We start from the raw sequence: 26,906 nt of genomic DNA, 5'->3' as shown, positions 1-26,906 counted from the left end.
CTAGGCGCGTCCCATGAGCGACGACAAGCCCCGTCCCGCAGAAAGCGCCGCCTGGCGGGCCGGGCGCGCCGTGGCCAAGCGCCTCGTGCCCGAACGCCTGCTCGAACAACGCCGGGCTGCGCGCAAGGGCGAGCTGTTCGGCTGCGCTGGCGTAGCCTTCATCCATGTGCCTCGCGCCGGAGGCACAAGCGTCGCGAACGCGCTTTACGGCGGCCACATCGGCCACTTCCCTGTGCGCGACCTGCTCTCCGAAAGCTCCGACGAAGTCCTGGCCCTGCCGCGCTTCACCGTGGTGCGCGATCCGTGGGAGCGCGCGGTGTCCGCATGGCAATTTGCCCGCGCAGGCAGCGGGATGGGTGGGCAGGAGGCGGCCATCGCCAACCCCGGGCTCTACAAGGACGAGCGTTTTGCCAGCTTCGCCCGCTTCGTGGAGGAATTCCTGCTACCTGCCGAAGTCGACCGGCTCGACCCCGTTTTCCGGCGGCAAAGCTGGTATGTCGGCACCGAGCCTTTCGCCGCGTTCGACCATGTCGGTCGGCTCGAGGCGCTGGAGGACACCCAACGCTGGCTGTCCGACACGCTGGGCCGCGAGATCGCCATCGGGCGGCATAATCGCAGCAACACGACAGACTGGCGCGCGCATTACGACGCGCGCCTCGCCGGAATTATCGGCGACATCTACGCCGCCGATGCGGAAAGTTTCGGCTACGCGTTCTGAACGGCGGGCTGGGCCGATCCGGCGGTTGCCTTGCTCACCAGAACGATGGCCAGCCAGGCGGCGATGAAGCCGGGCACGATCTCGTAGAGACCGCCATCCATGCCGGGTAGCTGCGCGTTCCAGCCGAGCGCGATCCATGCCGCCACCGTCCCTGCGCCGACCACGAGGCCCGCAACCGCGCCGGCGCCGGTCATCTTGTCCCACATCAGCGAGAGCAGGATCAGCGGCCCGAATGCGGCGCCGAAGCCCGCCCAGGCGTTCGACACGAGGCCGAGTACCTGGCTGTCGGGATCGCTCGCGATCCAGATCGCCGCCAGCGCGACCAGAGCTACGCAAACGCGGCCCACGTTCACGCTCTCCCGCTCGCTCGCCTGCTTGCGGAAGAAGAGCTTGTAGAAGTCTTCCGTCAGCGAACTGGAAGCGACCAGCAGCTGCGAACTGATCGTCGACATGATCGCCGCCAGCAATGCCGCCAGCAGGAAGCCGGTGATGAGCGGGTGGAACAGCAGGTTCGCCAGCACGATGAAGATCGTCTCGGGGTCTTCGACGACGAGGCCGTTCCGCTCCACATAGGCGCGGCCCGCGATACCTATGCCGATCGAGCCGAGCAGCGCGACGCCCATCCAGGTCATGCCGATATTGCGCGCAGGGCGCACCTTCTCGACCGTGTCGATGGCCATGAAGCGCACGATGATATGCGGCTGGCCAAAATAGCCCAGACCCCAGGTCACCGCGCTGATAAAGCCGAGCAGGGTGAGGCCCTGCGTGAGGCTGAGGAAGCCCTCGACCGGCACGTCAGTAAGCGATCCGCCGCCTTCGCCGCCCGCGCCGAACATCACCACCAGCGGCATCAGCACCAGCGCGACCACCATGATGCAGCCTTGCACGAAGTCGGTAAGGCTGACCGCAAGGAAGCCGCCGACCATGGTGTAGGCCAGCACCACGAGGCAGGTGATCCAGATGCCGAGCATGTAGTCGCTTATGCCCACATCGGGCAGCAGGCCGGCAAAGCTGGTCTCGAACAGCTTGCCGCCGCCCACGAGGCCGGCTGCGGTGTAGACGGCGAAGAACACGACCACGATCAGGGCGGATATGACGCGCAGCGCCACCGCCTTGTCGGGGAAGCGGTTGGCGAGAAATTCGGGGATGGTCAGCGCGTTGCCGCGCTCCTCGGTCTGCTTGCGCAGCCGCGGCGCGACGAGGATCCAGTTGGCGAGCGCGCCGAGGAAAAGGCCGATGCCGATCCACGCCTCGACCAGCCCTGCCGCGTAAAGCGCGCCGGGCAGGCCGAGCAGCAGCCAGCCGCTCATGTCCGAAGCGCCAGCCGACAGCGCAGCGACCGCCGGGGGGAGGTTCCGCCCAGCCAGCAAATAACCTTCAGAGGTATCCGTCGACCGCTTCCAGGCCCACAGGCCGATGCCGATCATCGCGATGAAATAGAGGGCGAGTGAAATGAGGGTTCCCGTCTGCATGAGCGGGCTGGTAACAAATGAAACCGGCGATGGCCACCGCTGGTCGTCATTCCGCCCCTGCGCGTCCCAAAAACTCTGCTTTCTTCCCAAGCTGATCGCGCCTAGGTCCAAGCGATGGGCATGGCGTATTTCGAGGATGAGAAGCAGCTCCCGGACGGGTTTGCTGCTTTGTTCAAGAAGAGCACCGTGTCGCTCACACTCGCCGATTGCGGGCGCGCTGACTTTCCACTGATCGCTGCGAATCAAGCGTTTATCGATTTAAGCGGCTATTCTGCAAGCGAAGTCATCGGCCACAACTGCCGCTTCCTGCAACCGGAAGGGGGACCGGGCCCCGTTCGGGAGAGAATGCGGAGCTTCCTGGAAGATTCCAAGAGCGAGAGCGAACGGTTCCTTGTGCCCAATGTTACGAAAGACGGGACGCCCTTTGTAAATCTCATCTACATGGCGCGCCTGATGAAGCGCGGTGAGTGCCGCATGATCCTCGGATCGCAGTTCCGCATCAATCGCGGGGCGGGTGGAGACGCGGATTTATACGATGAGGCCCTAGCGCAGGATTTGCGCCGGCTTAACCTGTTGACTGACGACAGCAATTGGGCTGTTCTCGGCACCTTCGAGGCGCTTGCTTCGAGCAATTCGATTATCGCGCAAGCGCGTCTTGAGGAGTGAGATCGGCGAGATGACTGGTGGGGCGTTTCCCGTTGTCGGGATCGGAGCGTCGGCGGGCGGCCTCGAGGCGCTGCGCTCCTTGTTCGGTGCCGTTGACGGATCGACAGGCATGGCCTTCGTGGTCGTCCAGCATCTCGACCCCACGCATGAATCGCTCATGGCGCAGTTGATCGAACGCTACACCAGCCTCGCGGTGTCGCAGGCGGTTGGCGACGAGATCGTCGAACAGGATCATATCTACGTCATCCCGCCCGGACACGGACTTGCGCTGGAGGACGGGTGCCTCAAGCTGACGGAATTTACCGATCCACGCGGAATGCGCCGCCCGATCGACGACTTCTTCGAAAGCCTGGCGCGCGACCGGGGTGAGAACGCCGCCTGCGTTATCCTGTCGGGGACCGGCGGCGACGGCAGCCGCGGCTTGCGCGCAATCAAGGAACACGGCGGTGTGTGCCTCGTGCAGGAGCCCGAAACGGCCAGCTATGACGGGATGCCGTCCTCCGCCATCCAGACGGGCCTCGTCGACATCGTTGCCGATCCGAAGGAAATCGTCGGCGAGTTGCAGGAATTCTTCGACCGGGTCGCGAATAATGACGGGGTCGTCGAGGAAGCGGCCGAAGTCACCGATCATATAGATGATCTGTGCGACATCCTTCGCGAGCGGATGGGGCACGATTTCTCGCGCTACAAACGCTCGACACTGACCCGCCGCATCTCCCGCCGGATGCAGTTGCTGGGTGTCGAGAACGCGAAAGAGTACCTGAGCCGCATCAAGGGCGACACCAACGAGTGCACAGCGCTCTTCCGTGACCTCCTGATCAACGTCACCCGCTTCTTTCGCGACAAGGAGCATTTCGAGGCACTTAACACGCGGGTCATTGACCCGCTGGTGAAGGAAGCGCGCAACGGGGAAGAAATCCGCGTCTGGGTGCCCGGCTGCTCAAGCGGCGAGGAAGCGTACACCATCGCCATGCTCTTCGCCGAGTCTGCAAGGCGTCACGACAGGCGGCCCTATGTGCAGATTTTCGCCACCGATATCGACGACAAGATGCTCGATATCGCGCGCAACGGCGCTTATCCGCTGTCCGCCATCGTCGACATTCCCGAGCCGCTGCAGGACCGCTATATCATCGGCGGGAGTGACAAGTTCCATGTGTCCAGCGCCATTCGCGACATGGTGCGCTTCAGCCTCCACAACGTGGTGCGCGACCCGCCGTTCTCCAAGATCGACCTCGTGTCCTGCCGCAACCTCCTGATCTATTTCAGTGATACGCTCCAGCGCTCCGTGGTGCCACTGTTCCACTTCGCGCTCACCGATAACGGCAAGCTTTTTCTCGGTTCTTCGGAGGCTATCGGTCGTTACGAGGACCTGTTCGATACGATCGACCAGAACGCACGGATTTTCCGCCGCAAGCCGGCCAAGGGCAAGTACACGCTCCAGCTGGCTGGTGAAAAGCCGCTCGGGCCGCGCCGCCGCCTTTCGTCGCTGCCCAGCGAGGATCGTCCGCGTGAGACTGGGAACGAAGTGCGCGCGCTGAAAGCGCTTGCCGAACGCTATGCCCCGGTCAGCCTGCTGGTCGATCGGGAGGGTGTCCTGCTGGAACGCTGGGGCGCGGCAGGCCGCTATCTCGATTTTCCTGAACGGCTGGAGCGCAACATCCTCGTCACCTCGCTCGCCCGTCCGGGCCTGCGCGAACTGATCGGCCCGCTGATCCGCCAGGTGATCGACAAGGGGCGCCGTGCAGGCGCCAAGGAAATCGACATCAGCACCGATTTCGGTGTTATCCAGGCCACCGTCGTGTGCGAGAAGGTGGATGAGGACAGCTTTCTCTTCGTTATCGAAGAAACCGGCGAACTTCGCGTACGCGACGGTTTCGGGCTCGACGATTTTGACGATTTCGATGTCGAGCATAGCCAGCAGCAATTCCTCGAAGAAGAGCTGCAGGCAACGCGCCATCGCCTGCGCAGCACGGTCGAAGAACTGGAGACGACGAATGAGGAGCTGAAGAGCTCCAACGAAGAAATGATGTCGATGAACGAGGAGCTCCAGTCCACCAACGAGGAGCTGACGACCGTCAACGACGAGCTGAAGAACAAGGTCGACCAGGTGATGGTCGCCAATTCCGATCTCAAGAACTTCTTCGACAGCACGCAGCTTATGGCGCTGGTGGTGGACGAGCACCTCCACCTTCGCAGCCATACCGACGAGGCGCTGAACCTCTTCCCGCTGGAACCCAAGCATATCGGCATGCCGCTCGAAATGCTGCCGACAAAGCTGCCGTCGAAGCGATATATCGAACTCGCGCGCCGCGCTGCACAAGGCAGCGAAATGCACGAGGAACGCCTCGATGCAAATGGGGCGGAATATATCCTGCGCGCCATTCCCTATCGCCGGATGGACGGCGAGGTGGACGGCGCGACGATCATTTTCAACGATGTGACCGACGCGTTGGCGATGGAGCGCGACCTGCGCGAGGAGCGGGAGCGACTCAAGCTCGCGCTCCAAGTGGCCCGGATCGGCATTTGGGAATATGAGCCCGCGACCGATCGCACCGTGCTCGACGAAACCGAACGCGCACTGCTCGGTATAGGCGACGACGATGCGGGCGACGAATTGGGGCCAATCCTCGATTCGCTTCCCGACGAGGATCGCGACAGGGTGAACCAATCGCTCCGGCAGGCGATGGACGGCGACCGTGCGTTCGACGAAACGTTCCGCATCCCGCTGGAGAATGGCGAATATCGCTGGCTGCATGGCCTTGGCCGCCGAATGAAGGGAGACGGAGAAGGTTCGGGCAAATTTATCGGCGTGACCTTCGACATCACCGCCGAACGCTCGCTGCTCGAACAGCGCGAACTGATGATCCGCGAGATGAACCACCGGGTAAAGAACCTCTTCTCGGTCATCAGCGCCATGGTCACCATCGCCGCCAAGGGCGCAGACGATATCGACGAGTTTGCCGAGGCCCTGCGTGCGCGGATCCATGCGCTGGGCCGTTCCCACTCGCTGACCAACGATTCCGCGATTGGCGGCTCGGGTTCGGTGCCGCTGCGCGGTCTGATCGACACGGTCATCGATCCCAGCGCATCCGATCAGAAGCTGGTTGTCGAGGGCGAAGATGTCGACATTCCCAACAGCCAGATCACCTCGCTCGCCCTGATCCTGCACGAATGGGCGACCAACGCGGCGAAATACGGCGCGCTTTCGGTAGCGGACGGAACGCTCCGGGTGGAGTGGAAAAAAGACAAGGATAGCCTCACGATCGATTGGCGCGAGCGCGGCCAATCGGATCAGGGCCAGGGCGGCGAAGAAGGCTTCGGGACGCGTCTGGTGAAGACCGCGGCGCGTCAGCTAAAGGGTGAGATAGAAGGTGAACCCGATGGGGAGGGCTATATCCGCCAGCTGAAGTTCACGCTCGACTAGCGACGACCTTCTGCTCTGTTGGAGTGGTGCTCAGCAGCGTTTCAAGCGTTTTGGCAATCTGCTGGCTTGAGGCAGGTTTGTCGATGAATGCAGCTTCGGCAAATTCGTCCTGCAATTCCTGATGCGCGCTGTTGGCGCTGACGAAGGAAATGGGACAGCCGCGTTCCTTTAGAACGCGCGCAAGCGGCCATACGAGCGTTCCGCCCACGTCGATGTCGAGCAGGGCAGCGTCGGGGCAATCGTCGCCAAGACATTCGAGCGCTTCGGGCACGCTGATGCTGTCGCAGAACACCGCGTAGCCAAGATCCTCGACGGTCATGACGAGATCGAACAGGACGAGAGCCTCGTCGTCGACGACCATGATGCGTTGCATTGATTGCCTCCTGAGGCTCGAAACCCGCTAAACTAGAGCGGGTTCCCGCATTTGGCCGCAAAATCGTAATAATTGCTGCCCTTGTTTCACTGCGGCCACGCGGTCATGAGTGGTCCATGAATATCACGCTTGTGACTTTCGCCATGGCCGTTGCCTTTTCGGCGGTGCATATCTTTGTCGGCCAATTGCGCTTTCTCGACCGGAACCCGCGTAGTCGCTGGCTATCCTTCGCTGGCGGTGTGGCTGTCGGCTACGTGTTTCTGCACATTCTGCCCGAACTGGGCGCCCATGCCGGGACATTCGAGGAGGCGACCGGCCTCGATGCGCAGCTGGCCGAAGGGCTGGTCTACACGCTCTCGCTGGTGGGATTGGCGCTGTTCTACGGGTTGGAGCGGGCTCTTGCCTTGTCGCGTGACGAGCGGATGGAGCGGGAGGGCAGGGACCGGCCGCATCACCCGGTGTTCTGGCTTCACATCGGCGCGAGTGCGCTGCTCGTCGGCCTCATTGCATACCTGCTCAATCATCGGGAGGACCCGAGCGCTGCGGGCCTCATGCTCTATTTCGCAGCCATGGTGCTTCACCTGGTGACGGCAGACTTCGGCACGCGCGCGGATCACCCCGAGATTTACGACGCGCGCGGTCGCTGGGTGCTGGCCGCCGCCACTCTGGGAGGTTGGGCCCTCGGACTGGTGGTGGAACTGTCCGAGATGGCCATCGGCTGCATCTTCGCCTTCGTGGCAGGCGGTATCGTCCTGCTGGTGCTCAAGGAAGAGCTGCCGGAAGACCGGAAAAGCTTTTTCCTGCCTTTCCTGGGGGGGGCGCTGCTCTATGCCGCGCTAGTGCTGGGCGAGAGCTGGCTCGCCGCAGGATAGCGCGGGATAGGAAAGGTCAGCCCTGCGCGGCGCGCTTGGCGCGCTTGCGCTCGTGCGGGTCGAGGATGGCCTTGCGCAGACGGATGTTCTCTGGCGTCACTTCGACCATCTCGTCGTCGTCGATATAGGCGATGGCCTGTTCCAGCGTCATCACGCGCGGCGGGGTGAGGCGGATGGCGTCGTCCTTGCCGGTCGAACGGAAGTTCGTCAGCTGCTTCGACTTCATCGGGTTCACTTCGAGATCGTCGGGCTTGGCGTTCTCGCCGATCACCATACCTTCGTAGATCTTCGCGCCGCCGCCGATGAACAGTTCACCACGCTCTTCGAGAGCGTTGAGCGCGTAGGGCACGGCTTCACCCGGGACCATCGAGATAAGTACGCCGTTCTGGCGGCCTTCGATCGGGCCGCGATAGGTGTCGTACTTCTCGAACAGGCGGTTCATGATGCCCGTACCGCGCGTGTCGGAGAGGAATTCGCCGTGGTAGCCGATGAGGCCGCGCGAGGGGGCGGAGAAGGTGATGCGGGTCTTGCCCTGGCCCGACGGGCGCATTTCGGTCAGCTCGGCCTTGCGGCGCTGCATCTTCTCGACAACCGTGCCCGAATGCTCGTCGTCGACGTCGATGACGACCGTTTCGAACGGCTCCATGCGCTGGCCATTCTCTTCACGGAACAGCACGCGCGGGCGGCTGATGCCGAGCTCGAAGCCTTCGCGGCGCATCGTTTCAATCAGCACGCCCAGTTGCAATTCGCCGCGGCCCGCGACTTCGAAGCTGTCCTTGTCGGCGCTTTCGGTAATGCGAATGGCCACGTTGGTTTCGGCTTCACGGTAAAGGCGGTCGCGGATCATGCGGCTCGTCACCTTGGTGCCTTCGCGGCCTGCCAGCGGGCTGTCGTTGACCGAGAACTGCATCGCGAGCGTCGGCGGGTCGATCGGCTGCGCTTCGATCGGCGTCTTCACGCTCGGATCGGCGATGGTGTTCGACACGGTGGCCTTTTCAAGTCCGGCAAGCGCGATGATGTCGCCTGCAACGGCGCTTTCCACCGGAACGCGGTCGAGGCCGTCGAACGACATGAGCTTGGTTGCGCGGCCGACTTCGATGACCTTGCCATCCGCGTCCAGCGCGTGGATCGGATCGTTGAGATTGATCTTGCCCGACTGGACGCGACCCGTAAGCACGCGGCCCATGAAGTTGTCGCGGTCGAGCAGGGTGGCGAGGAAGCTGAACGGTGCCTCGGTGTCGAGACCCGGAGCGGGAACGTGGTCGACGATGAGCTTGAACAGCGGCTCGAGATTACCGTCACGTGCGGTCTCGTCGTCGCTGGCGTAGCCGTCACGGCCCGAGGCCCAGAGGCTCGGGAAGTCGAGCTGCTCGTCGTTCGCGTCGAGCGAAGCGAACAGGTCGAATACTTCGTCGAGCACTTCCTGCGGACGTGCGTCACCACGGTCGATCTTGTTGACGACCACGATCGGGCGCAGGCCGAGGCCGAGCGCCTTGCCGGTGACGAACTTGGTCTGCGGCATCGGGCCTTCGGCGCTGTCGACCAGCAGGATGACACCGTCGACCATGGAGAGGATACGCTCCACCTCGGCGCCGAAGTCGGCGTGGCCGGGCGTGTCGACGATGTTAATGCGCGTACCGTTCCACTCGACGCTGGTGCACTTGGCGAGAATCGTGATCCCGCGTTCCTTTTCCAGGTCGTTCGAATCCATGGCGCGTTCTTCGACGCGCTGGTTTTCGCGGAAAGTGCCCGACTGGCGGAAGAGCTGGTCGACGAGCGTTGTCTTGCCATGGTCGACGTGGGCGATGATCGCCACGTTGCGAAGGTCGCGGGACATAATATGTGCTTTCGTAAGGATGCCGTAGCGGCGCGCGATTCCGGCGCTGCCAATTCGTGCGCGCCCCTAGCGTAAATGGTGCAATGCGGCAAGCCGTGCGGTGCGCTGTTCAAGTGTGTGACTCGAAAAGCACACTACAGGCCGCCCTGTGTAATAGTCGCGCTAAACACTTGAGTGGGCGGCACTCTCCCCATAATTCCGCATACGTCTGCGTGGTTTGGGGACTGATTGCAGGCCAAGACACGTGAACGTTTGAGAGGACGCTACAACATGAAATTTACCCGTTTCGGTCGCGGTGCGACCGTTCGCTCCGCCCTTCTGGTCGGCACTGCCGCACTTGCCATGCCCACCGCGGCGCTCGCGCAGGATGAAGGCGAAGACCAGGCCGCCGTCTATGACGACGCCGAAGAGCAGGCCGAGAGCCCGGATCCCAACATCATCGTCGTGACTGCGACCAAGCGTGAACAGACGCTCCAGGAAGTCCCCGTCGCCGTCAGCGTGACCACCGCCGAAACCATCGAACAGGCGCAGATCCGCGACATCGCCGATCTGGCCACCGTGGTTCCCTCGCTCCGCGTCAGCACGCTGCAGAGCGCTTTCGCAACCAGCTACTCGGTCCGCGGCTTCGGTACGGACGGCAACAACATCGGTCTCGAACCGTCGGTCGCCATGTTCGTGGACGGCGTCTACCGCAGCCGTGCGATCGCCCAGATTTCGGACCTTCCCGACATCCAGCGCGTCGAGGTCCTGCGCGGCCCGCAGTCGACCCTTTTCGGCAAGAACGCCAGCGCCGGCGTGATCTCGCTGGTCACCAAGCGCCCTGAATTCGACTTCAGCGGCAGCGTGGAAGCCAGCTACGGCAATTTCGATGCCAAGGTCGTGAAGGGCTACGTCACCGGCCCGATCAGCGATTCGATCGCGTTCAGCGCAGGTGCCGGCTGGAACAACCGTGACGGCTATCTCACCAATGGCTTCAACGGCGAAGACGTGAACGACCGTAACCGCTGGTTCACCCGCGGCCAGCTGCTGTTCGACAACGGCGGTCCGCTGCAGGCCCGCATCATCGCCGATTACGACGAAATCGAAGAGCGTTGCTGCGGCGTCGTCAACGTCCGTCCGTCGCTCGAAACCTCGGTCATCCGCCTCATCGGCGGCCAGGTGAACGACTTCAACAATAACCCTGATGGCGATGTCATCTTTACCGATGTCGACCCGATCAACGAAGTGCAGAACTACGGCATTTCGGGCCAGCTCGATTACGAGTTCGGCGCGATCACCGCGACGTCGATCACCGCATATCGCGAAACCAGCCTTGCGGCCGACCAGGACGTCGACTTCACCAGCGCCAGCCTCGCGACCGGTGCGAACATCGGCGATGCCGACATCGACACCTTCACGCAGGAACTGCGCTTCGCCTCCGACTTCGACGGTCCGTTCAACTTCCTGCTGGGCGGCTATTACTTCGACGAGAGCGTCGATACCGCCGACCAGATCGTTTACGGCAGCGACTTCCGCAACTACGCCGACCTGCTGGTGCAGGGCCTGACCCAGGGCACGCAGAGCATTCCTTCGCTTGAAGCGACCCTGGGCGCGCTGAACGCCACCGACTTCACCGGCCAATTCTTCGCCGAGGGTCAGGGCTTCTTCAACAGCATCTCGCAGGAAAACGAAGCGCTCTCGATCTTCGGCAATGTCGATTTCGAGATCACCGACGCTCTCGTGCTGACGCTTGGTGCCAATTACACCAAGGACAAGAAGCAGATCGTGACCGATTCGGTCAGCACCGATGTTTTCTCGAACATCGACCTGGTGGCTTCGGGCAACCGCGCGATCTTCGCGACCGCGTTCCCGGCGCAGGTCGGCGATGCCTTCGGATTCGGTGGCCCGGCTACCCCGGCACAGATCGGCGCATTGCTTGCCGATCCGACCACCGCCCCGATCGTTGCAGCAATCCAGCAGGGGGTTCAGGCTTTCGCCGACGCGAACGACACCAACCCTGCGGTTAACCCGCTGCTCGGCCTGACCCAGCTGCAGTTCCTGCCGCCGTTGCAGAACTGCCCGAACGCCGTGGAAGATTGCGCCACCGACGACGATCAGTGGAGCTACAACGTCCGTCTCGCCTACGAGATCTCGCCGACGCTCAACGTCTATGCAAGCTGGGCAACCGGTTACAAGGCGCCGAGCTTCAACCTCTCGCGCGACAGCCGTCCGCTTGAGGCCGATTTCCTCGCGCTGCAGGCGCAGGGTCTTGCCGTCACCAACCTTCGCCCCGGCACTCGTTTCGCGGCCGCCGAGACTTCGGAAGTCTTCGAGATCGGCATCAAGGGTAACTGGGACTATGCGGCAGCGAACCTGACGATCTTCCAGCAGAACATCGACGATTTCCAGGCCAACACCTTCGTGGGCTCGTCCTTCGTGCTCAGCAACGCAGGTAAGCAGGAAACCTTCGGTATCGAGTTCGACGGCAATGTCCGCCCGACCGACTCGCTGACGCTGAATGTCGCCATGACCTATCTCGACGCTGTCTACGACGAGTTCACCGGTTCGGCTGTTGGCGATCTTTCGGGTCTGCAGCGCGCCGGCGTTCCGGAACTGTCGGCTGTCTTCGGTGCGAGCTGGAACAAGGAAATCAACGACGCGGGCGATCGCTTCATCCTGCGCGGCGATTTCTCCTACCAGTCGCAGGTTCCGGCACTCGACGGGTTCCCGAACTTCATCGACGATGAAACCGATCCGGCCAACCCCGACTTCGGCCCGGCTCGCGACATCGCGCAGTTCTACACGCGCGAAGTCAACAGCATGAACGCTTCGGCGACCTATGCGATGGCCATGGGCCTCGAACTGACGGTCTGGGGTCGCAATTTGCTCGACGATCGCTACATCACCACCTTCTTCCCGTCGGTGGCGCAGGGCGAATCGATCTCGGGCTATCCGAACCAGCCGCGCACCTACGGCGTCGCCGCGAAGTTCAAGTTCTGACCGCTTCGCAATAGCTAGGATGTGGGAAAGGGGGCCTCTGGGTCCCCTTTTCTTTTGCCTGCGTGCTGCGCGCTATGGGCATGCGCCATGCTTGGCAAATGAACAGGCTAGGCTTCATTGGAGGAAGGCCAAGGCAGGCCTCGCGACCGCCTTCTGCCAAGTGCGGTTTGCTGCCTTAAAGCGCTCTCAATGCCTGGGCGGGTTTCGCATGCAGCAGCGGCAGGGAGCCGCCCACGGCAAAGACCAGCACCACGGCCACCCCGAGGCCGAGCACGGCGAAAACCTCGCCCCAGTCGGGCAACCAGTCGAATTCGAACAGTTGCGTCACCACCAGCCACGCGGTGAGCGAGCCGAGTCCGAGGGCGACGATCGCCAGCGCACCGGCCAGCAGCGCGTATTCCGCCAGCTGCATGGTCAGCACCTGCCGCCGGTCTGCGCCCAGAACGCGCAGCACCACGGTGTCATAGGTCCGCGAGGCGCGGGCTGCGGCGATTGCTCCCAAGAGGACGGCAAGACCCGCCAGCACGGCAACGCTTGCCGCGGCGAGAGTGGCGAGACCGACCTGTTCGAGGATGGTGCGTGCCTGCTGCAGCACGCCGCCCACCTCGATCACCGAGGTCGAGGGAAATTCACGGACTAGCGCCTGGAGAAGCGGCCTGGTCGGCGTGCCTTCGGTCAGCTCGATGGTGGCCGCAAGATTGTGCGGCGTGTCCGCCAGCGCGTTGGGGCTGAGCACGAACACATAGTTGAAGCCCATGCTTTCCCAGTCGATGCGGCGGGTGTTGGCGATGCGTGTCTCGACCTCCGCGCCGAGCACGCCAAAAGACAGTTTGTCGCCGATTTCCAGCCCGGCCGCGCGCGCAAATTCCTCGTCCACCGAGACGAGCGGTTCGCCCTGATACATCGGCCCCCACCACTGGCCGCCGGTGAGTTCGTTGCCGGGAGGAACTTCGTCGGCATAGGTCAGACCACGTTCGCCGCGCAGGGCCCAGGCGCCGTCGGGGATCTCCTCCAGCGAGGAGGTGCGGGTCATCGCGCCCTCGGGACCGAAGGCGAGCACCGAACCACGCAAGGCCGGGACGGCGCGCACCTGTGCTTCGGCATCCGTTTGCGCGACCAGCGCCTCGAAATCGGCCTGCCGGTCGCGGGGTACGTCGAGCACGAAATAGTCGGGCGCGCGTTCCGGCACGCGGCTCTGGATATTGCCGTCGATGCTGCTCTGGATGGCGGCGAGGAGGACGAAGGCGGCAAGGCCGAAACCCAAGGCGGTCACCAGCGCTCCGGTGCTCGATCCGGGCCGATGGATATTGGCGAGCGCGGCGCGCGCAATGGGACTTTTCGGGCGGGGCAGGGCACCTGCGCCCTTTCGGATGAGCCAGCCGAGCAGCGCGAGCAGGCCCAGCACCACGGCGGCCCCGGCGAGAAAGCCGCCCGCCAGCATCGGGCGGCTCGAGGTGACGAGCGCGAGCCCGACAATGGCTGCGAGGCCCGCGATGACGATGAGGATCGCCGCCTTGTCGCGCGCCAGCGGGGCTACGCGGGCGCGCATCAGCGCCATGGCCGGGAAGTGCCGCGCGCGCATCAGCGGCGGCGCGGCAAAGACGAGCGCCACCAGCAGGCCATAGGCGGCGGCCAGCAGCAGCGCGCCCGGGTCGAACACGAAGCCTGCGTCGACGGGCAGCAGCCCCTTCAGCGCACTGGCGAGGATCGGGACGACCGCCACGCCCACCGCAAGCCCGGCGAGGCTTCCGACGGCGGAAGCGGCGAAGATCTGCAGGGCATAGACGCGCGCGATATCGCGGCTGTCAGCGCCCAGGACCTTGAGCGTGGCCACCGACTGGCGCCGCGCATCGAGATAGGAGGACACGCCGCCGCCGATGCCGATCCCGGCGATAACGAGCGCGGCAAGGCCGACCAGGGTGAGGAATTCGCTCATCCGTTCGACAAAGCGGTCGGTCCCCGGCGCGGCGCGTTCGGCGGTGTCGATATCGAAGCCTGCATCGGGGAAGCGGGCTTCAAGGTCTTCCTCCACCGCCTCCAGATTACGCGGCGTAGAAAGAGCTACGCGCGTCTTGCTCTGATACATTGCGCCCGGGGCCAAAAGGCCGGCGCGTTCCGGAAGGTCTTCGGCGACGATGATCGTCGGGCCGAGCTGGAAGCCTTCACCGAGCCGGTCGGGCTCGTCTTCGATAATCCCGGCCACTTGCAGCGTTTCGGTACCGATGGCGATGCTGTCGCCTACGGCTACACCGAGCCGGTCGGCCGCTCCGGGGGCGAGATAGGCCTCGTTGTCCTGCGGTGCGTCAGCTTCACGACCGCCCTCGAGCACCAGCGTGCCATAGAGCGGGTAGGCCCCGTCGACCGCCTTCAATTCGATGGGCGCGGCAATATCGTCCTTGCGCGCCATCGCCTGAAGACGCGTTCCAGCGGACACCGTGCCGAGTTCCTCCAGCGCCGCGCGCTCATCGTCGTTCAGCGAGCGCTGCCAGAGTTCGATCTGTACGTCGCCGCCGAGAAAAGCCTGCCCGTTGGCGGCCAGTTCGCGCTCGATCGCGGCGGTCAGCGAACCGATCGCCGCCAGCGCCGCCGTGCCGAGGAAGATGCACACGAGGAGGAGCCGCAGCCCCTTGAAGCGCGCGTTGAGATCGCGCCGCGCGATCCGCCAGGCGGTGGCCCAGCTCATGCGGCGGGCGCTTGCGCGGTGTCGCTGGCGATGCGTCCGTCGCCAAGCGTCAGCACGCGCTCGCAATGCTCGGCGAGTTCGGGATCATGAGTGATGACAAGCAGCGTCGCGCCGGTTTCCGCGCGCCGGTTGAAGAGCAATTCCACGATCTCGTGCCCGGTTGCGGCGTCGAGATTGCCGGTCGGCTCGTCGGCGAAGATGAGGTCGGGGCGCGGCGCGATGGCGCGGGCGATGGCCACGCGTTGCTGCTCGCCTCCCGAAAGCTGCTGCGGGTAATGGTCCAGCCGGTGGCCGAGGCCGACGGCCTCCAGTTCGGCCTTGGCGCGCACCTGCGCATCTTCCTCGCCTGCCAATTCCATCGGGGTGGCCACGTTCTCGAGCGCGGTCATGGTGGGCAGCAGGTGGAAGGCTTGAAGGACGATGCCGATGCGGCCACGGCGCGCGCGAGCGAGTTCGTCCTCATTCAGCGCGGCAAAATCCTGTCCCGCCACGCGAAGGCTGCCGCCGGTGGCGCGTTCGAGGCCGGAGAGCACCGCCATGAGCGAGCTCTTGCCGGATCCCGAAGGGCCGAGCAGGGCGACCGTCTCGCCCTTGCCGATGGTGAGGTCGAGGCCCTTTAGGATTTCCACCGGTGCTTCGGCGGAACCCAGCGTGAGGCGCAGGTCGGTTGCGGAAATCGCGTCTTGAGAAGTCGTCACGCGGCTGCGATGGCAGAAGGCGGAAAAACGCACAAGGAAGTCCGCCGATGCGCCTAAGTAGTTTGTCGATGCCGCTGCTCGCCCTCAGCCTCGCCGCTTGCGGCAACGAGGCGCAGGAGGCGTCGCCCCCGCAAGCCGAGGCCAGCGAGGCCGCCGCTCCGGCCGATATCGAGGTCGAAGGCGTCGAACGGCGTATCCTCGCGGTGGGCGACAGCCTCTTTGCAGGCTACAACCTTGCCGAGCACGAGGGCTATCCCGAGCGGCTGGAGCGGGCCTTGCGGCAGGAGGGCATCAACGCCCGGGTGATCGATGCGGGGGTTTCGGGCGACACCAGCGCGGCGGGCCGCCAGCGGCTCGGCTTCGTGCTCGACCGCCTGCCCACCAAGCCCGACCTCGTCCTGCTCGAACTGGGCGGAAACGACATGCTGCGCGGCCTGTCGCCGGAAGAAACGCGCGCCAATTTCGAGGCCATGCTGGACGAATTGCAGCGCCGGGAGCTTCCCGTGTTGCTGATGGGCATGCGCGCGCCGCCCAATTACGGGCCCGATTACCAGCAGAGCTTCGATGCGATCTACGGCGATCTGGCCAAGGAATACGGCGTCGGGCTAATCCCGTTCTGGCTCGAGAGCATCTACCAGTCGCCCGAGCTCTTCCTCGAGGATCGCATTCACCCTACCGCCGAGGGGGTCGATATCCTCGTGGCCGATACGCTGGACGAGGTGCAGGCCGCGCTGCCGGAAGGGTGATCAGGCGCGGATCGCGCGTCCGCCGTTAACTTTCCATACCGCCGCCTGGTCCGCGATGCTGTCGAAGGGGGCGATTTCGGTGCCCGTCATCCAGACCTGCGCACCGCTGGCGGCCAGCTGGTCGAACAGCGCGGCGCGGCGCACCGGATCGAGATGCGCGGCCACCTCATCCAGCAGGAGGATGCCAGCGCGGCCCTGTGCGGCCAGCCCGGCGTGGGCGAGGGTAATCGCCACCAGCATGGCCTTCTGCTCGCCAGTCGAGCTTTGGGCGGCGGGCACGCGCTTGGCCGCGTGGATGACTTCCAACTCGTCGCGATGGGGACCGACCAGCGTGCGCTGCGCCGCCCGGTCTCGCTGCCGCCCTTCGAACAGCGCCTGCGACAGGGCCTCGGCGCTGTCGGCGCCACCGGGCGCATAGGTGAGGGCAGGGCGGGCGAAGGGCTCGCTCGGCATATGGGCGATGCGCGCCATTAACGTATCCACCAACGCGGCGCGTCCCGCGATGAGGCGTCCGCCATGCTCCACCATTTGCGCCTCGATCGCATCGAGCCAGGCGCTTTCGGGCGGGCGATCGTCCGACAGCAGGCGGTTGCGCTCGCGCAAGGCACCCTCGTAACGCGCCGCGTGCTGGGCATGGGCAGGATCGAGCGCCAGCGCCATGCGGTCGATAAAACGGCGGCGGTCGGCGGCAGGGCCGGTGAAGAGCCCGTCCATCGCCGGGGTGAGCCAAGTCAGCGCAATCCATTCGCCCAGCGCCGAGGCGGAAGCGTCCGCGCCGTTGATGCGCACACGGCGGCGCGAGGGCTGGGCGCTTTCGGAATAGGTCGCGAGCCGGACCGGCTCTCCCTCGTCGACCAGAAGGCTGGCGCCGACGCCGAACCCTTCGTCCACGCCGTGCTGCACGATATCGGCAAGATTGGCGCGGCGCAGGCCGCGTCCGGGCGCAAGCAGCGAGAGCGCCTCGAGCACATTGGTCTTGCCCGCGCCGTTCTCCCCCACCAGCAGGTTGAAGCGGGCCGTTGCGCCCAGTTCGGTCGCCTCGTGATTGCGGAAACGGGTGAGGGAAATGCGGTCGAGCATGGGGTGCTGCAGCCCTAGCGCGGAGCCGCGCAGCCCACCAGTCGAAACGCTGAGTCTAAAATGTGGTGAAATTTCCCAACCTTTCGGATTGATGAACAATCTCGGGCAGTGCCGTTAATCAAAAACTGGCGGGTTTCCGCCATTTCTCGAGTTTGGCACACCCGTTGCAATGTGGTTGGTGTCCGCTGGATGGTTTGGCGGAGTGATTAGAAACTAAGGGATTTACGACAATGTTCGCTTTCGACTTCGCCAACAACAAGGCTCTCGCTTCGGTCTTCGCCATCGGCGCTTCGGCTCTGCTGATGGCCATGGCTATCGTCCCCGCTTCGCCTGCTGGCCTCATCGCCTGAAGCCAGACACCCCATGTATTCGAAAGGTAACGCAATCATGTTCGACATCGACAAATCCGGCGGAAAGCTTCTCGCTGCCGTCTTCTCGCTCGCCGTCTCGGCGGTCTTCTTCGCCACGGCCATCGTCCCGGCCTCGCCCAATGGAGTTCTCGCATGAGCCAGTTGAAGTATCGCGACAGCGACCACGCTGTCAGCCCCAGCCGCAAGTTTCGCCTCGACCGGCAGAACGGCAAATTGGCTGGGGTATGCTCCGGGATCGGCCGCTACTTCGGGATCGACACCACGCTGGTTCGCGTCGGCTTCGTCCTCGGCACTCTGCTCGGCTTCGGCAGCTTCATCCTTGTCTATCTCGGCATCGCGCTGATCGCCGATTGACCCGGGACGCGGGGGCAATACCGCGTCCCAAATTTCACATGGCCGAGATACCGCCGTCGAGCTTCAGCTCCGCACCGGTCATGAACTTGCTCTCGTCGCTGGCGAGATAAACCACAGCGTTGGCGATATCGTCCGGCTCCCCGACCTTGCGAAGGGGGATCTGCCGGGCGAGTTTGCCCATCAGCACATCCTTGTCGAGATTATGCGCCCGCGCGGTCCCATCGAGGATCGGCGTGTCTACGAAGGTCGGGTGCACCGAATTGCAGCGGATATCCATGTTGTTCTTCGCGCAGTGCAGCGCGATGGATTTCGACAGCATCCACACCGCCGCCTTGCTGGAATTGTAGGCGGGCATGGTGTCGGAAGCGATCAGTCCCGCAATGCTGGAAATGTTGACGATCGATCCGGGCGCGTGCTCGCGCATCAGCGGCAGGGCCTTCTGGCAGCCGTGGAAGATCGAATCCACATTGACCGAGAAGCAGCGCTTCCAGTCGTCGAAATCGCAGGTCTCGATATTGCCGGCGACGCCGATGCCGGCGTTGTTGACCAGCACGTTGAGGCCGCCCAGATGCTCGCGCGCGGCGTCGACAGCGGCTTCCCAGGCTTGCGGATCGGTCACATCGTGCGCGATCGCATAGGCTGTCCCGTCGCCCAGCGCCTCGTTGATGAGGGCCGCGCTCTCGGCCGCGCCGTCTCCGTTCACATCGGTGCAAAGAACGCGCGCACCCTCTTCGGCGAGCCGCCGTGCGTGCGCCCTCCCGAGCCCCTGCGCTGCGCCTGTGACCAGCGCCAATTTCCCCTCGCAGCGCCCCGTGCGTGCCTCGGCCATGCTCACTCTCCTTCGATCATATCCTGTCCCAGCAGCAGGAGCATACGCACGTCCACGCCGCAACCTTCCTTGCGCTTGGCGTCGAGGAAAGCGGGCAGGGCGGAGCGGGCCACATGGTGGACCGTGATGTTTTCGCCCTCCACCCCGCCGCCGTCGCCGACGCGTGTCAGGCCGCGCGCCCGCACGAGGGTAAAGCTTTCGCTGACCATGCCGGGTGAGGAATAGAAATGCCCCATGTCCTCGAGCTGCGCAGCGCGGTAGCCGGTCTCTTCTTCCAGCTCGCGGCCCGCCGCGACAAGCGGGTCCTCGTCTTCGCCGCCGTCGTCATCGCCGACAAGGCCTGCGGGTAGCTCGATGCAAGTGCGGCCCAGCGGGATGCGGTATTGCTCGACCAGCAGCACGTGGTCGTCCTCGTCCACGGCGAGGATCACGGCAGCGCGGATGCCGCGGCTGCGCGAAACATATTCCCAGCGGCCCCGCTTCTTCGCGGTGACGAACTTGCCCTGCCAGACGATCTCTTCGGGCAGCTCGTGGTCGGATGCGCTCATGTCAGACCTCGATAAGGCGGTCGGGAAGTTCGTTGTCGTCATGGTCGCCGCGCGGGAAATGCTCGGCCAGGACCTTGCCGACATCCTCGACCCCGGCCGCAAGGCCCTCGGCGATACGCCCTCGGCTGACATGGGCGAGCATGTCAACCATCGCCTCGCCCCAGATTTCGGCATGGACGAGCCCCGCGATGGAATCGTCGGCTACGATCTCGGCGCGGTGTTCGCGCATGGAGAGATAGAGAAGCACGCCGGTTCGCCCGTGCGTGCGCCCTTCGGCGCCTACCTTGAAGTGGCGCACGGCCTCTTCCCGCACGCGAAGTTCTGTGACGGGCGAGGGGATCATGCGGAACTTGAGAGGCTGCCACAGCTGGATCGCCAGCATGGCGAGGAATTTGACCAGGCCGACCAGCAACACCAGCGTGACGAACTCGCCTTGCGTCCACTCGCTCGCCCACCCGCCGCGCAGAGCGTCGATCTTGGCGAGGAAGAAGTCGGGAAAGGCGGCCAGCACGCTCATGGCGGTGAAGCTCACCCCGATGGCCCACCACAGGGCGACATCGGTGTAGCCGTCGGACCGGTCGGCCAGAACGGTGACGATCTCGCCGCTGGTATGCTCTTCCGCATTGGCCACCGCCTGCGAGACGATGGCGTGCTCTTTTTCGCTTAGATATGCCATTTACCAGCCCCCCGAAGCGCCGCCGCCACCGGACATCCCGCCGCCGAAGCCTCCGAAGCCCCCGCCTCCGCCTCCGCCTCCAAAACCTCCGCCGCCCCATCCACCGCCGGATCGGTCATCGATACCTCGCGCTATGGCCTTGCCGGCCTCCCACAGGATGATGTCACGCGCGGTGTCGCCCCAAGGACCACGGCGATAGCGCCGTTTGCGACGACGTCCGCCTCGTAGCATCGGCAGGATAAAGAAGAAAAAAATGAAGGCGAACCAGATCAAGCCGCCAATGGGGAATCCGCCTTCGGATGAACGCTGTGCTTCGGCAGCTTGCGCAGCCTCTTCGATTGCGATGGCATCCTCCGGGCTGTTCGCCAAATGGGAGAGGATTGCATCGACACCGCGAATTACACCTCCATCGAAGTCGCCTTGCTTGAAGGCAGGTGTAATCGTTTCACGAATCACCCTACCGGCCATTATCCCTCCAAAGTAGGGATGAAGGCCATAGCCAACCTCGATACGCACCTTGCGATCGTCGCGACTTATGAGGAGGAGCAACCCCGTGTCGCGCTTTGCACCGCCGATTCCCCAGGTCGAGAAAAGGCGTGTCGCATATGGCTCGATGGGCTCTCCGCCAAGCGATGGCACCGTCGCAACAATTATGGCGTGACCGGTTTGCGCGTTATACGCTCGCAACCTCTCGTCGAGTTGCTGTTCGGTCGTAGCCGAAAGCATTTCTGCCCCATCATAGACAGGGCCATCGGGTCTGGGAGGTAATTCGGCTTGTGCTGCGCCCGGAACCGCGTCCAGCGCTACCAGCGCAGACAACAGCAGCGAGAAATGCCGAAACCAGAACTGCACGACGCGCCTCAGCTTTCTGCGCGATCACCTGTGATACTGTCGAACTCGACGTTCGGAGCGTCGGCGGCTCCGTCTTCCGCATCGAAATATTCCAGCGGTTCTGCGCCGTGGATGATGTTTGCTCCGATGGTTTCGGGGAAGGTACGAATGGCCGTGTTGTAGACCTGAGCAGCCTCGTTGTAGCGCATCCGCTCCGTATTGATCAGATTTTCGCTTTCATCGAGAGATACCATGAGGTCTCGGAAATTCTCATTACTTTTGAGATCCGGATATTGCTCGACGACGGTGCGGAACTGACCGATCGCTTGCGTCAGCTGATTCTCAGCTTGCTGGATCTTTTGAAATTCATCGGGGTCGGACAGGTCGTCGGTCGTGATGTTGACCCCCATGGCCTTGCTACGTGCTTCGATCACGCCGGTCAGGATGTCGCGTTCCGATACAGCCGCCGCTTCGGCGACCCGGACTAGGTTGGGGATGAGGTCATGGCGCCGTTGCATGGCCGATTCCACATTCCCCCACTGGGCCTTGGCCGCTTCTTCCTTGGTCGGCACGGAGTTGATGCCGCAAGCCGAAAGGCCGAGCGCGAAGGCGCCGAGCAGGAACATACGAAAGGCGTGGATACGGTTCATGGCGGCAATTCCCCTTGCAGATGCCAAAGCGTCAGACTGTCTTATCGAGATAGCACGCTCGCGCATGCTTTCAAGCTATGCCGGGCTTGAGCCCCCGCACCTCTCGTGTCAGGAATGCACGAGGGACAACAGGGTTGCCGGGAGAATTGCACGTGCTCAAGGATTTCAAGGCCTTCATCGCGAAGGGCAATGTCATGGACCTCGCGGTCGCGGTCATCATCGGCGCGGCTTTCGGCGCGATCGTCAAATCGCTGACCGACGAGATCATCATGCCGGTCGTCGGCGCGATTTTCGGCGGGGCGGATTTCAGCCGCTATTTCATCCTGCTCGATACGCCCGAAGGCTATGACGGCCCGCTCGACGACTACGCCGCCCTGCAGGAAGCGGGCGCCGCGATGATCGGCTATGGCAGCTTCATCACCGCCGTAATCAACTTCGTGATCCTGGCTTTCATTGTGTTCCTGCTGGTGCGCTACGCCAAGAAGGTCATGGCGGAGTTCGAAGAGAAGGAAGAGGCCGCGCCGACCGGTCCGACCGAGCTCGATATCCTCAAGGAAATCCGCGACGAATTGCGCGCGGCGCGCCCGGACTATGCGCCTGAAGAAGGCCCCATGGGCTGAGGACGTCCCCTCGCGGTTTCGCGAGGGGATACACTTCACATTAAGCGATTGATCGCTATATGGGAGCTGCCGGTTTCGACCGGCTATGGCGATAAACTTCGCTGTGCAATAGGTACAACGGACCCGGGGGCAGTACCCGGCGGCTCCACCATGACCCGCTGATTTAAAGCGGTTTTTGACGGGGCCGAACTAGGATCGACGTGTGCTGAAAGACAGTGTTTTCGTCCGGGCTGAGTAACCCGTAAAACTGTTCACAACACACAAGTGCCAACGATAACGAAGCACTCGCTCTCGCAGCGTAATCTGACGGGCTAACGCCCTGATCTTACAAAGCTAAAGCGCGGTTGGACCCACCGGGCAACAGAAGCGGATTCCGGGGCTCCGGGGGTAGCTAGCAACAGAAACCCCCACCTTCATCCGAATGAAAGAGCTGACCTCGCCAAGGCGCGACGGTCATCCCCCCTGAAACGAGAACTCGGGGTAGCTAGCAACTGCAACCCCCACCTTCAGCATCGAAATTCGGCTATTGCGCGGCTTGCTCGTCCGCCTCGGCCGCTTTCTTCGCCTCCTGCTCGTAGCGGATCGCGTCAAGGATCTTCGCGCCGCCAAGGAAGACCGCGCCTGCAGTAGCCGCCATCAGCAGCCAGCCGCCCACTCCAGGATATTCGACCGTGTAATGGGCCCCGCGGGTCATGGCGCCAAGGGCAAGGCCGTAGATGATCAGATACGCCTCGAAGCGCGTCTTGATCACAAACAGCCGTTTTACCTTGGTCCACATGGGTGGCGCAGAGCTCCTCTTTCCTAACCTTCAACCGACCAACGGGCCGCGTATGCACGCGTTCCTGCCGAATCGGAGGGTTAAGAAAGAGTGTGTCGAAGGGGGACAGGAGAGTCGAGGCGGTTAACTCTCGTGCACCGGTATTAGGCGAGACTGTCCAAGGATAGGACACTCAACAGGGCCTCGCGCGCCTCGATCACGCGGACGGCCAGCGCTTCGCTGCCGATGTCCTGCGGGTCGATGGTTTCGGGCCACATTTCGGCGATCACCGCTTCGATCCGGTCGGCCTTGGCTTCGTCCAGCATGAAGCGCTGGTCGACCGTCGCCGGGTCGGCCACCACGCGCAGGCGCAGGCAGGCGGGGCCGCCGCCATTGGCCATGGACTGGCGCACATCGACGGGGATGACCTTGCGGATCGGTCCGTTGCTGGCGAGCATGCTCTCGCACCAGGCCCAGACGCTGGCGCTTTCCTGGCATTCGCTCGGCACGACCAGCGCCATCTCGCCGCTGGGCAGGGTGAGAAGCTGGGCGTTGAAGAGGTAGGTGCGGATCGCTTCTTCGAGACTGACCGCGCTTTCCGGCACTTCGACGACTTCGAGAGCAGGAAAGGCTGCGCGGATGGCCTCGTAAGCGCCCTGCTGGTTGGCAAAGGCGCGTTCGTGGGTGAAGAGCACGCGCTCGTTCGCCACGGAGACTACGTCGTTGTGGAACGCGCCCGCTTCGATGGCTTGCGGGTTCTGTTCGATGAAGACGCATTTCGCCGGATCGAGTCCGTGGAGGCGGGCAATGGCGCGGCTGGCCTGTTCGTGCTGGCGCGCGGGGAACTTGCCGCCCTGCCTGCCCCAGACGAAGACCTCGACCCCCGTCGCGTCATGGCCCTCGCAAAAGCGCATGTGGTTGGCCGCACCTTCGTCGCCGAAGGCGGGGAGGATGGCGTCGTGGATCGTGAAATGCTCTTCGTCGCCGAAAGCGATGGCGAGCTGTGCCTGCGTGTCCTGCCATTCCTGCGCGCGGTGCGGCATGGTGACAAGGTTGGCCGGTGTCAGGTGGCAGCGCCCGTCCGAAGTGTCGGGCGCGGGGCTGACGGTGGCGGCGTTGGCCGTCCACATGCTCGAGGCGGACCATGCGGCGGCGAGCAGCTGGCGGGGTGTGTCTTCGTCGATCGCGAGGCCGCGGATGAGGTCGCCATTGGGGCGTGGAAGCGGCAGGAGGAAGCCCTGCGCAAGGCCCAGCGCCATGTTTGAGCGCATCTTGGCAATGCCCTGAAGCGCCGCCGCGCGGGGGTAGGACGTGTCCCCCTTGTGGCTCGCGCTGGCGATATTGCCGAGGCTGAGCCCCGCGTAATTGTGGCTGGGGCCGACGATGCCGTCGAAATTGATTTCTACTAAGCTCATCGCGCAACACTCCAGACCGTATCGCCCACGCTCACTTCCAGCGCTTTCGCGCTGATCTCGTCGATGCTGACGCTGCCGTCCTCGCCGAATTCGCGCATGCCATAGGCCGATTTGAAGCCGCCCAACTCGCCGGTTGCGATGAGCGCGCGCTCGCCGATGTCGAGGTCGATGGCGGTTACCTTTGCAGGCTTCGCTTCCTTCACGCTCTTCACATTGTCGGTGCGTGCCGTCATCGAGGGGCCGCCGTCGAAAATGTCGACATAGCCTTCATAGGCGAAGCCTTCGTTCTCGAGCATCCGCATGGCCGCGCGGCCGCTGGGGTGGGGCACGCCGATGACCTTGCGCGCTTCCTCACTAAGCATTTCGACATAGACCGGGTGCTTGGGCATCAAATCGGCGATGAATTGGTTGCCGTTGGTGGCGTTGAAATAATCCGCTTCCTGGAAGGTCATGCCGAAGAAGCGGCCTGCAACACCATCCCAGAAGGGCGAGCCGCCGCGATCGTCGATCACCCCGCGCAGTTCGGCAAGGATGCGGTCGGCAAAGCGCGCGCGGTGCATGGCGATGAAGAGATAGCGGCTGCGCGCCAAGAGCAGGCCGAGGCCGCCCGCCCGCTCGCCGGGGTGCAGGAACAGCCCGCCGACTTCGGACGAACCTTCCAGATCGGTGACGAGGCTCAGCAGTTCGGCGCGCACCGTGCGGTCGAGTTCCTGGCTGTGCTGCGTCAGCGTGTTGAGGCGGTAGCTGTAGAAGGGCCACTGCTGGCCGACCTGGCTGAATAGCTGGCAGGTGCCGCGAACCTGACCGGTCTCGGTATTTTCCAGCACCAGCGTGAAAACATCGTCGCCCAGCGTGTCCTCGGTGCGCGAGAAAGCGGCATCGGCGCGCTCGAGCTTCTTGGTCAGCGCGGCCTTGTCGGCGGGCAGGTTGGTGAACCCGCCGCCGGTAAGCTTGGCCATTTCGTAGAGATGTTCGAGATCGGAAATATGCGCGGCGCGCAGGCGGAAGGTCACAAATGGTCTCCGGTGGAAAGCTTCGTCAGGACCAGCGCGCTCAAGGCAGCGCGTTCCCGCAGCGAAGGGACAATCATGAATTCGTCGGGCGAATGGATGGCGCCGCCGCGCACGCCCATGGTGTCGACCACGGGCACGCCGGTGGCGGCGATGTTGTTGCCGTCGCAAACGCCGCCGGTCGGTTTCCAGCCAATGGTCTGGCCGAGCTCCGCGCCGCATGCCTTGACGAGGTCGAACAGGCGCTGGGCTTTCTCGTCAACCGGCTTGGGCGGACGGGTCACGCCGCCGTGGCGATGGATGCCGACCTCATGCCCGGCCTCGATGTGGCGCAGTATGGCATCGAGTTCGCCGTCGAAGCGGTTCATCGCGTCGGTCGACTTGGGACGGATGTTGAACCGCAGGATGGCAAGGTCGGGCACGACATTGTTGGCCGCGCCGCCTTCGATCTTGGCGGGGTTCACCGTGATGTCTTCGGCCTCCAGCGCCTTGATCCGCAGCACGAGATCGCTGGCGGCGACGATGGCGTTGCGGCCTTCGTGCGGGTTGCGGCCTGCATGGGCGCTGCGCCCGGTAATGGTGATCGAGTAATTGCCCGTTCCGCCGCGCGCATGGGCAAGCGTGCCGTCGGGCAGCGCAGAGGGCTCATAGGTTAGCGCCGCGTATTTCTCGCGCGCCAACTCCTCGATCAGGCCGCGGCTGGCGAGGCTGCCGGTTTCCTCGTCGGAGTTGATCATCACATCGTAGCCGACGCGATCCGATCCCTTCATCGTCTCGAAGGTCTTGAGCGTGTGGAGGATGATGTTGAGACCGCCCTTCATGTCGGCAGTGCCGGGGCCGTTGATCGTTTCGTCGTCGAGCCATGTCACGTCCTGGAACGGATGGTCCACGGGGAAGACCGTGTCCATGTGGCCGGTCAGCACGAAGCGGCGTTCGGCCTCGGGTCGCACGCGCAGAACCATGTGCTGGCCATGCGGTTTTTCGAATTCGCGCCCCTCGGCGGAAATCGCGGTTACTTGCGCAGGGTCGACCAGCTCGACGTCGCCGGGCAGGGCCGAGAAGGCATCGGCCAGCACGCCGGCCATTCTCGCAAGGCCTTCGATATTCGCCGTGCCGGTGTTGATCGCCGCCCAGTCCTGCACTTGCGACAGCATGGTGTCCGCGTCGATCGCGTCGAGAAGGGTTTGGGGGGCGCTATCCGGTTTCATCGGCAACTTCCTTAAGGCTCGCGCGGGGCAAGTCCACCCCGCGCCTTGCATTCGTCAACGGCTGGCGGCATAGGTCGTGCCACTCCTCC

At 63.8% G+C, this 26,906-nt stretch carries 25 protein-coding genes and 1 other RNA gene; 11 read left to right on the top strand and 15 right to left on the bottom strand.

The features are described from left to right. Nucleotides 1-13 precede the first annotated feature (13 nt). Nucleotides 14-718, top strand: a complete 705-nt coding sequence (locus K3148_RS01330) for a sulfotransferase family 2 domain-containing protein (protein WP_221425554.1) — start codon at nt 14-16, stop codon at nt 716-718. Here the strand turns inward: K3148_RS01330 and putP are convergent. After that, on the bottom strand, nt 706-2,190 hold the full coding sequence (gene putP / locus K3148_RS01325) for a sodium/proline symporter PutP (protein ID WP_221425553.1): 1,485 nt from the start codon (nt 2,188-2,190) through the stop codon (nt 706-708). The genes K3148_RS01330 and putP overlap by 13 nt on opposite strands. 120 nt (nt 2,191-2,310) lie before the next feature. On the opposite strand from putP, the gene K3148_RS01320 reads away from it, so the two are divergent. After that, a complete protein-coding gene (locus K3148_RS01320) occupies nt 2,311-2,856 on the top strand; it encodes a PAS domain-containing protein (protein WP_221425552.1) in 546 nt (181 codons plus the stop codon). Further along, on the top strand, nt 2,846-6,280 hold the full coding sequence (locus K3148_RS01315) for a CheR family methyltransferase (protein WP_247711608.1): 3,435 nt from the start codon (nt 2,846-2,848) through the stop codon (nt 6,278-6,280). The genes K3148_RS01320 and K3148_RS01315 overlap by 11 nt, the downstream gene beginning before the upstream one ends. Here K3148_RS01315 and K3148_RS01310 read toward each other — a convergent pair. Then, a complete protein-coding gene (locus K3148_RS01310; RefSeq protein ID WP_221425551.1) occupies nt 6,267-6,653 on the bottom strand; it encodes a response regulator in 387 nt (128 codons plus the stop codon). The genes K3148_RS01315 and K3148_RS01310 overlap by 14 nt on opposite strands. Nucleotides 6,654-6,769: 116 nt before the next feature. Between K3148_RS01310 and K3148_RS01305 the strand changes: the two genes are divergently transcribed. Further along, nucleotides 6,770-7,525, top strand: a complete 756-nt coding sequence (locus K3148_RS01305; RefSeq protein WP_221425550.1) for a hypothetical protein — start codon at nt 6,770-6,772, stop codon at nt 7,523-7,525. 16 nt (nt 7,526-7,541) lie between these two features. On the opposite strand, the gene typA is transcribed toward K3148_RS01305, so the two are convergent. Beyond that, the gene (gene typA, locus K3148_RS01300) at nt 7,542-9,362 is read right to left on the bottom strand and encodes a translational GTPase TypA (protein ID WP_221425549.1); all 1,821 of its coding nucleotides are present in this window, start codon (nt 9,360-9,362) and stop codon (nt 7,542-7,544) included. 270 nt (nt 9,363-9,632) lie between these two features. On the opposite strand from typA, the gene K3148_RS01295 reads away from it, so the two are divergent. After that, nucleotides 9,633-12,341, top strand: a complete 2,709-nt coding sequence (locus K3148_RS01295) for a TonB-dependent receptor (RefSeq protein ID WP_221425548.1) — start codon at nt 9,633-9,635, stop codon at nt 12,339-12,341. Between the two features lie 175 nt (nt 12,342-12,516). Here the strand turns inward: K3148_RS01295 and K3148_RS01290 are convergent, their stop codons facing one another. Then, nucleotides 12,517-15,024, bottom strand: coding sequence for an ABC transporter permease (locus K3148_RS01290; RefSeq protein WP_221425547.1), 2,508 nt, complete (start codon nt 15,022-15,024; stop codon nt 12,517-12,519). Continuing rightward, nucleotides 15,021-15,755 (bottom strand): ABC transporter ATP-binding protein, encoded by a 735-nt coding sequence (locus tag K3148_RS01285; protein ID WP_425594645.1) that lies wholly within the window; start codon nt 15,753-15,755, stop codon nt 15,021-15,023. The genes K3148_RS01290 and K3148_RS01285 overlap by 4 nt, the downstream gene beginning before the upstream one ends. A 14-nt stretch (nt 15,756-15,769) precedes the next feature. Here K3148_RS01285 and K3148_RS01280 point away from each other — a divergent pair, with 14 nt between their 5' ends. Next, nucleotides 15,770-16,468 carry an arylesterase gene (locus K3148_RS01280; protein WP_247711607.1) on the top strand — a complete coding sequence of 233 codons (699 nt, stop codon included), beginning with the start codon at nt 15,770-15,772 and terminating at the stop codon, nt 16,466-16,468. Here K3148_RS01280 and recF read toward each other — a convergent pair whose 3' ends face one another. Then, nucleotides 16,469-17,548 carry a DNA replication/repair protein RecF gene (recF, locus tag K3148_RS01275; protein WP_221425546.1) on the bottom strand — a complete coding sequence of 360 codons (1,080 nt, stop codon included), beginning with the start codon at nt 17,546-17,548 and terminating at the stop codon, nt 16,469-16,471. Between the two features lie 230 nt (nt 17,549-17,778). Between recF and K3148_RS01270 the strand changes: the two genes are divergently transcribed. Genes K3148_RS01270 through K3148_RS01260 form a run of 3 tightly spaced genes read left to right on the top strand, consistent with a single transcriptional unit; the run spans nt 17,779 to nt 18,273 of the window. Further along, complete coding sequence (locus tag K3148_RS01270; protein ID WP_221425545.1) at nt 17,779-17,898, top strand: recombination protein F; 120 nt, start codon at nt 17,779-17,781, stop codon at nt 17,896-17,898. Nucleotides 17,899-17,935: 37 nt separating this feature from the next. Continuing rightward, nucleotides 17,936-18,055 (top strand): recombination protein F, encoded by a 120-nt coding sequence (locus K3148_RS01265; RefSeq protein WP_247711606.1) that lies wholly within the window; start codon nt 17,936-17,938, stop codon nt 18,053-18,055. After that, on the top strand, nt 18,052-18,273 hold the full coding sequence (locus K3148_RS01260) for a PspC domain-containing protein (RefSeq protein WP_221425543.1): 222 nt from the start codon (nt 18,052-18,054) through the stop codon (nt 18,271-18,273). The genes K3148_RS01265 and K3148_RS01260 overlap by 4 nt, the downstream gene beginning before the upstream one ends. 34 nt (nt 18,274-18,307) lie before the next feature. Here K3148_RS01260 and K3148_RS01255 read toward each other — a convergent pair whose 3' ends face one another. Genes K3148_RS01255 through K3148_RS01235 form a run of 5 tightly spaced genes read right to left on the bottom strand, consistent with a single transcriptional unit; the run spans nt 18,308 to nt 21,807 of the window. Beyond that, nucleotides 18,308-19,102 carry an SDR family oxidoreductase gene (locus K3148_RS01255; RefSeq protein ID WP_221425542.1) on the bottom strand — a complete coding sequence of 265 codons (795 nt, stop codon included), beginning with the start codon at nt 19,100-19,102 and terminating at the stop codon, nt 18,308-18,310. Between the two features lie 2 nt (nt 19,103-19,104). Next, entirely contained in the window at nt 19,105-19,650 is a 546-nt protein-coding gene (locus tag K3148_RS01250) for an NUDIX hydrolase (RefSeq protein WP_221425541.1), read from the bottom strand. 1 nt (nt 19,651) lies between these two features. Continuing rightward, nucleotides 19,652-20,326, bottom strand: coding sequence for a TPM domain-containing protein (locus K3148_RS01245; RefSeq protein ID WP_221425540.1), 675 nt, complete (start codon nt 20,324-20,326; stop codon nt 19,652-19,654). After that, the gene (locus tag K3148_RS01240; protein ID WP_221425539.1) at nt 20,327-21,178 is read right to left on the bottom strand and encodes a TPM domain-containing protein; all 852 of its coding nucleotides are present in this window, start codon (nt 21,176-21,178) and stop codon (nt 20,327-20,329) included. It lies immediately after the preceding gene. A gap of 8 nt (nt 21,179-21,186) precedes the next feature. Then, nucleotides 21,187-21,807, bottom strand: coding sequence for a LemA family protein (locus K3148_RS01235; protein ID WP_221425538.1), 621 nt, complete (start codon nt 21,805-21,807; stop codon nt 21,187-21,189). Nucleotides 21,808-21,959: 152 nt separating this feature from the next. On the opposite strand from K3148_RS01235, the gene mscL reads away from it, so the two are divergent. Then, nucleotides 21,960-22,427, top strand: a complete 468-nt coding sequence (mscL, locus tag K3148_RS01230) for a large conductance mechanosensitive channel protein MscL (RefSeq protein WP_221425537.1) — start codon at nt 21,960-21,962, stop codon at nt 22,425-22,427. Between the two features lie 30 nt (nt 22,428-22,457). Further along, nucleotides 22,458-22,802, top strand: a transfer-messenger RNA (tmRNA) gene (ssrA, locus tag K3148_RS01225). A 148-nt stretch (nt 22,803-22,950) separates the two neighbouring features. On the opposite strand, the gene K3148_RS01220 is transcribed toward ssrA, so the two are convergent. From K3148_RS01220 to K3148_RS01205, 4 genes are all read right to left on the bottom strand, one after another. Next, complete coding sequence (locus tag K3148_RS01220) at nt 22,951-23,205, bottom strand: hypothetical protein (protein WP_221425536.1); 255 nt, start codon at nt 23,203-23,205, stop codon at nt 22,951-22,953. 143 nt (nt 23,206-23,348) lie between these two features. After that, nucleotides 23,349-24,599, bottom strand: a complete 1,251-nt coding sequence (locus K3148_RS01215; RefSeq protein ID WP_221425535.1) for an N-succinylarginine dihydrolase — start codon at nt 24,597-24,599, stop codon at nt 23,349-23,351. Next, nucleotides 24,596-25,612: an arginine N-succinyltransferase gene (locus K3148_RS01210; RefSeq protein WP_221425534.1), complete on the bottom strand. Its 1,017-nt coding sequence runs from the start codon at nt 25,610-25,612 to the stop codon at nt 24,596-24,598. Before K3148_RS01210 ends, K3148_RS01215 begins: the two co-directional genes overlap by 4 nt. After that, a complete protein-coding gene (locus K3148_RS01205; protein ID WP_221425533.1) occupies nt 25,609-26,817 on the bottom strand; it encodes a hydrolase in 1,209 nt (402 codons plus the stop codon). Before K3148_RS01205 ends, K3148_RS01210 begins: the two co-directional genes overlap by 4 nt. Nucleotides 26,818-26,906: the final 89 nt, after the last annotated feature.

The sequence above is a fragment of the Qipengyuania aurantiaca genome, assembly GCF_019711375.1.
In the GTDB taxonomy this organism is placed as follows: Bacteria; Pseudomonadota; Alphaproteobacteria; order Sphingomonadales; family Sphingomonadaceae; genus Qipengyuania; species Qipengyuania aurantiaca.
Note: the sequence above shows the minus strand (reverse complement) of the source record. Positions and strands in the feature narration are given on the sequence as shown.

Bases quoted from the DNA above. Each gene is read 5' to 3' on its own strand.
- putP (WP_221425553.1), bottom strand. From the start codon at position 2,190: ATGCAGACGGGAACCCTCATTTCACTCGCCCTCTATTTCATCGCGATG.
- K3148_RS01260 (WP_221425543.1), top strand. From the start codon at position 18,052: ATGAGCCAGTTGAAGTATCGCGACAGCGACCACGCTGTCAGCCCCAGC.
- K3148_RS01290 (WP_221425547.1), bottom strand. From the start codon at position 15,024: ATGAGCTGGGCCACCGCCTGGCGGATCGCGCGGCGCGATCTCAACGCG.
- typA (WP_221425549.1), bottom strand. From the start codon at position 9,362: ATGTCCCGCGACCTTCGCAACGTGGCGATCATCGCCCACGTCGACCAT.
- K3148_RS01305 (WP_221425550.1), top strand. From the start codon at position 6,770: ATGAATATCACGCTTGTGACTTTCGCCATGGCCGTTGCCTTTTCGGCG.
- K3148_RS01280 (WP_247711607.1), top strand. From the start codon at position 15,770: ATGCGCCTAAGTAGTTTGTCGATGCCGCTGCTCGCCCTCAGCCTCGCC.
- K3148_RS01265 (WP_247711606.1), top strand. From the start codon at position 17,936: ATGTTCGACATCGACAAATCCGGCGGAAAGCTTCTCGCTGCCGTCTTC.
- K3148_RS01235 (WP_221425538.1), bottom strand. From the start codon at position 21,807: ATGAACCGTATCCACGCCTTTCGTATGTTCCTGCTCGGCGCCTTCGCG.
- K3148_RS01330 (WP_221425554.1), top strand. From the start codon at position 14: ATGAGCGACGACAAGCCCCGTCCCGCAGAAAGCGCCGCCTGGCGGGCC.
- K3148_RS01215 (WP_221425535.1), bottom strand. From the start codon at position 24,599: ATGAGCTTAGTAGAAATCAATTTCGACGGCATCGTCGGCCCCAGCCAC.
- K3148_RS01320 (WP_221425552.1), top strand. From the start codon at position 2,311: ATGGCGTATTTCGAGGATGAGAAGCAGCTCCCGGACGGGTTTGCTGCT.
- K3148_RS01250 (WP_221425541.1), bottom strand. From the start codon at position 19,650: ATGAGCGCATCCGACCACGAGCTGCCCGAAGAGATCGTCTGGCAGGGC.
- K3148_RS01205 (WP_221425533.1), bottom strand. From the start codon at position 26,817: ATGAAACCGGATAGCGCCCCCCAAACCCTTCTCGACGCGATCGACGCG.
- K3148_RS01295 (WP_221425548.1), top strand. From the start codon at position 9,633: ATGAAATTTACCCGTTTCGGTCGCGGTGCGACCGTTCGCTCCGCCCTT.
- K3148_RS01310 (WP_221425551.1), bottom strand. From the start codon at position 6,653: ATGCAACGCATCATGGTCGTCGACGACGAGGCTCTCGTCCTGTTCGAT.
- recF (WP_221425546.1), bottom strand. From the start codon at position 17,548: ATGCTCGACCGCATTTCCCTCACCCGTTTCCGCAATCACGAGGCGACC.
- K3148_RS01245 (WP_221425540.1), bottom strand. From the start codon at position 20,326: ATGGCATATCTAAGCGAAAAAGAGCACGCCATCGTCTCGCAGGCGGTG.
- K3148_RS01220 (WP_221425536.1), bottom strand. From the start codon at position 23,205: ATGTGGACCAAGGTAAAACGGCTGTTTGTGATCAAGACGCGCTTCGAG.
- K3148_RS01270 (WP_221425545.1), top strand. From the start codon at position 17,779: ATGTTCGCTTTCGACTTCGCCAACAACAAGGCTCTCGCTTCGGTCTTC.
- K3148_RS01255 (WP_221425542.1), bottom strand. From the start codon at position 19,102: ATGGCCGAGGCACGCACGGGGCGCTGCGAGGGGAAATTGGCGCTGGTC.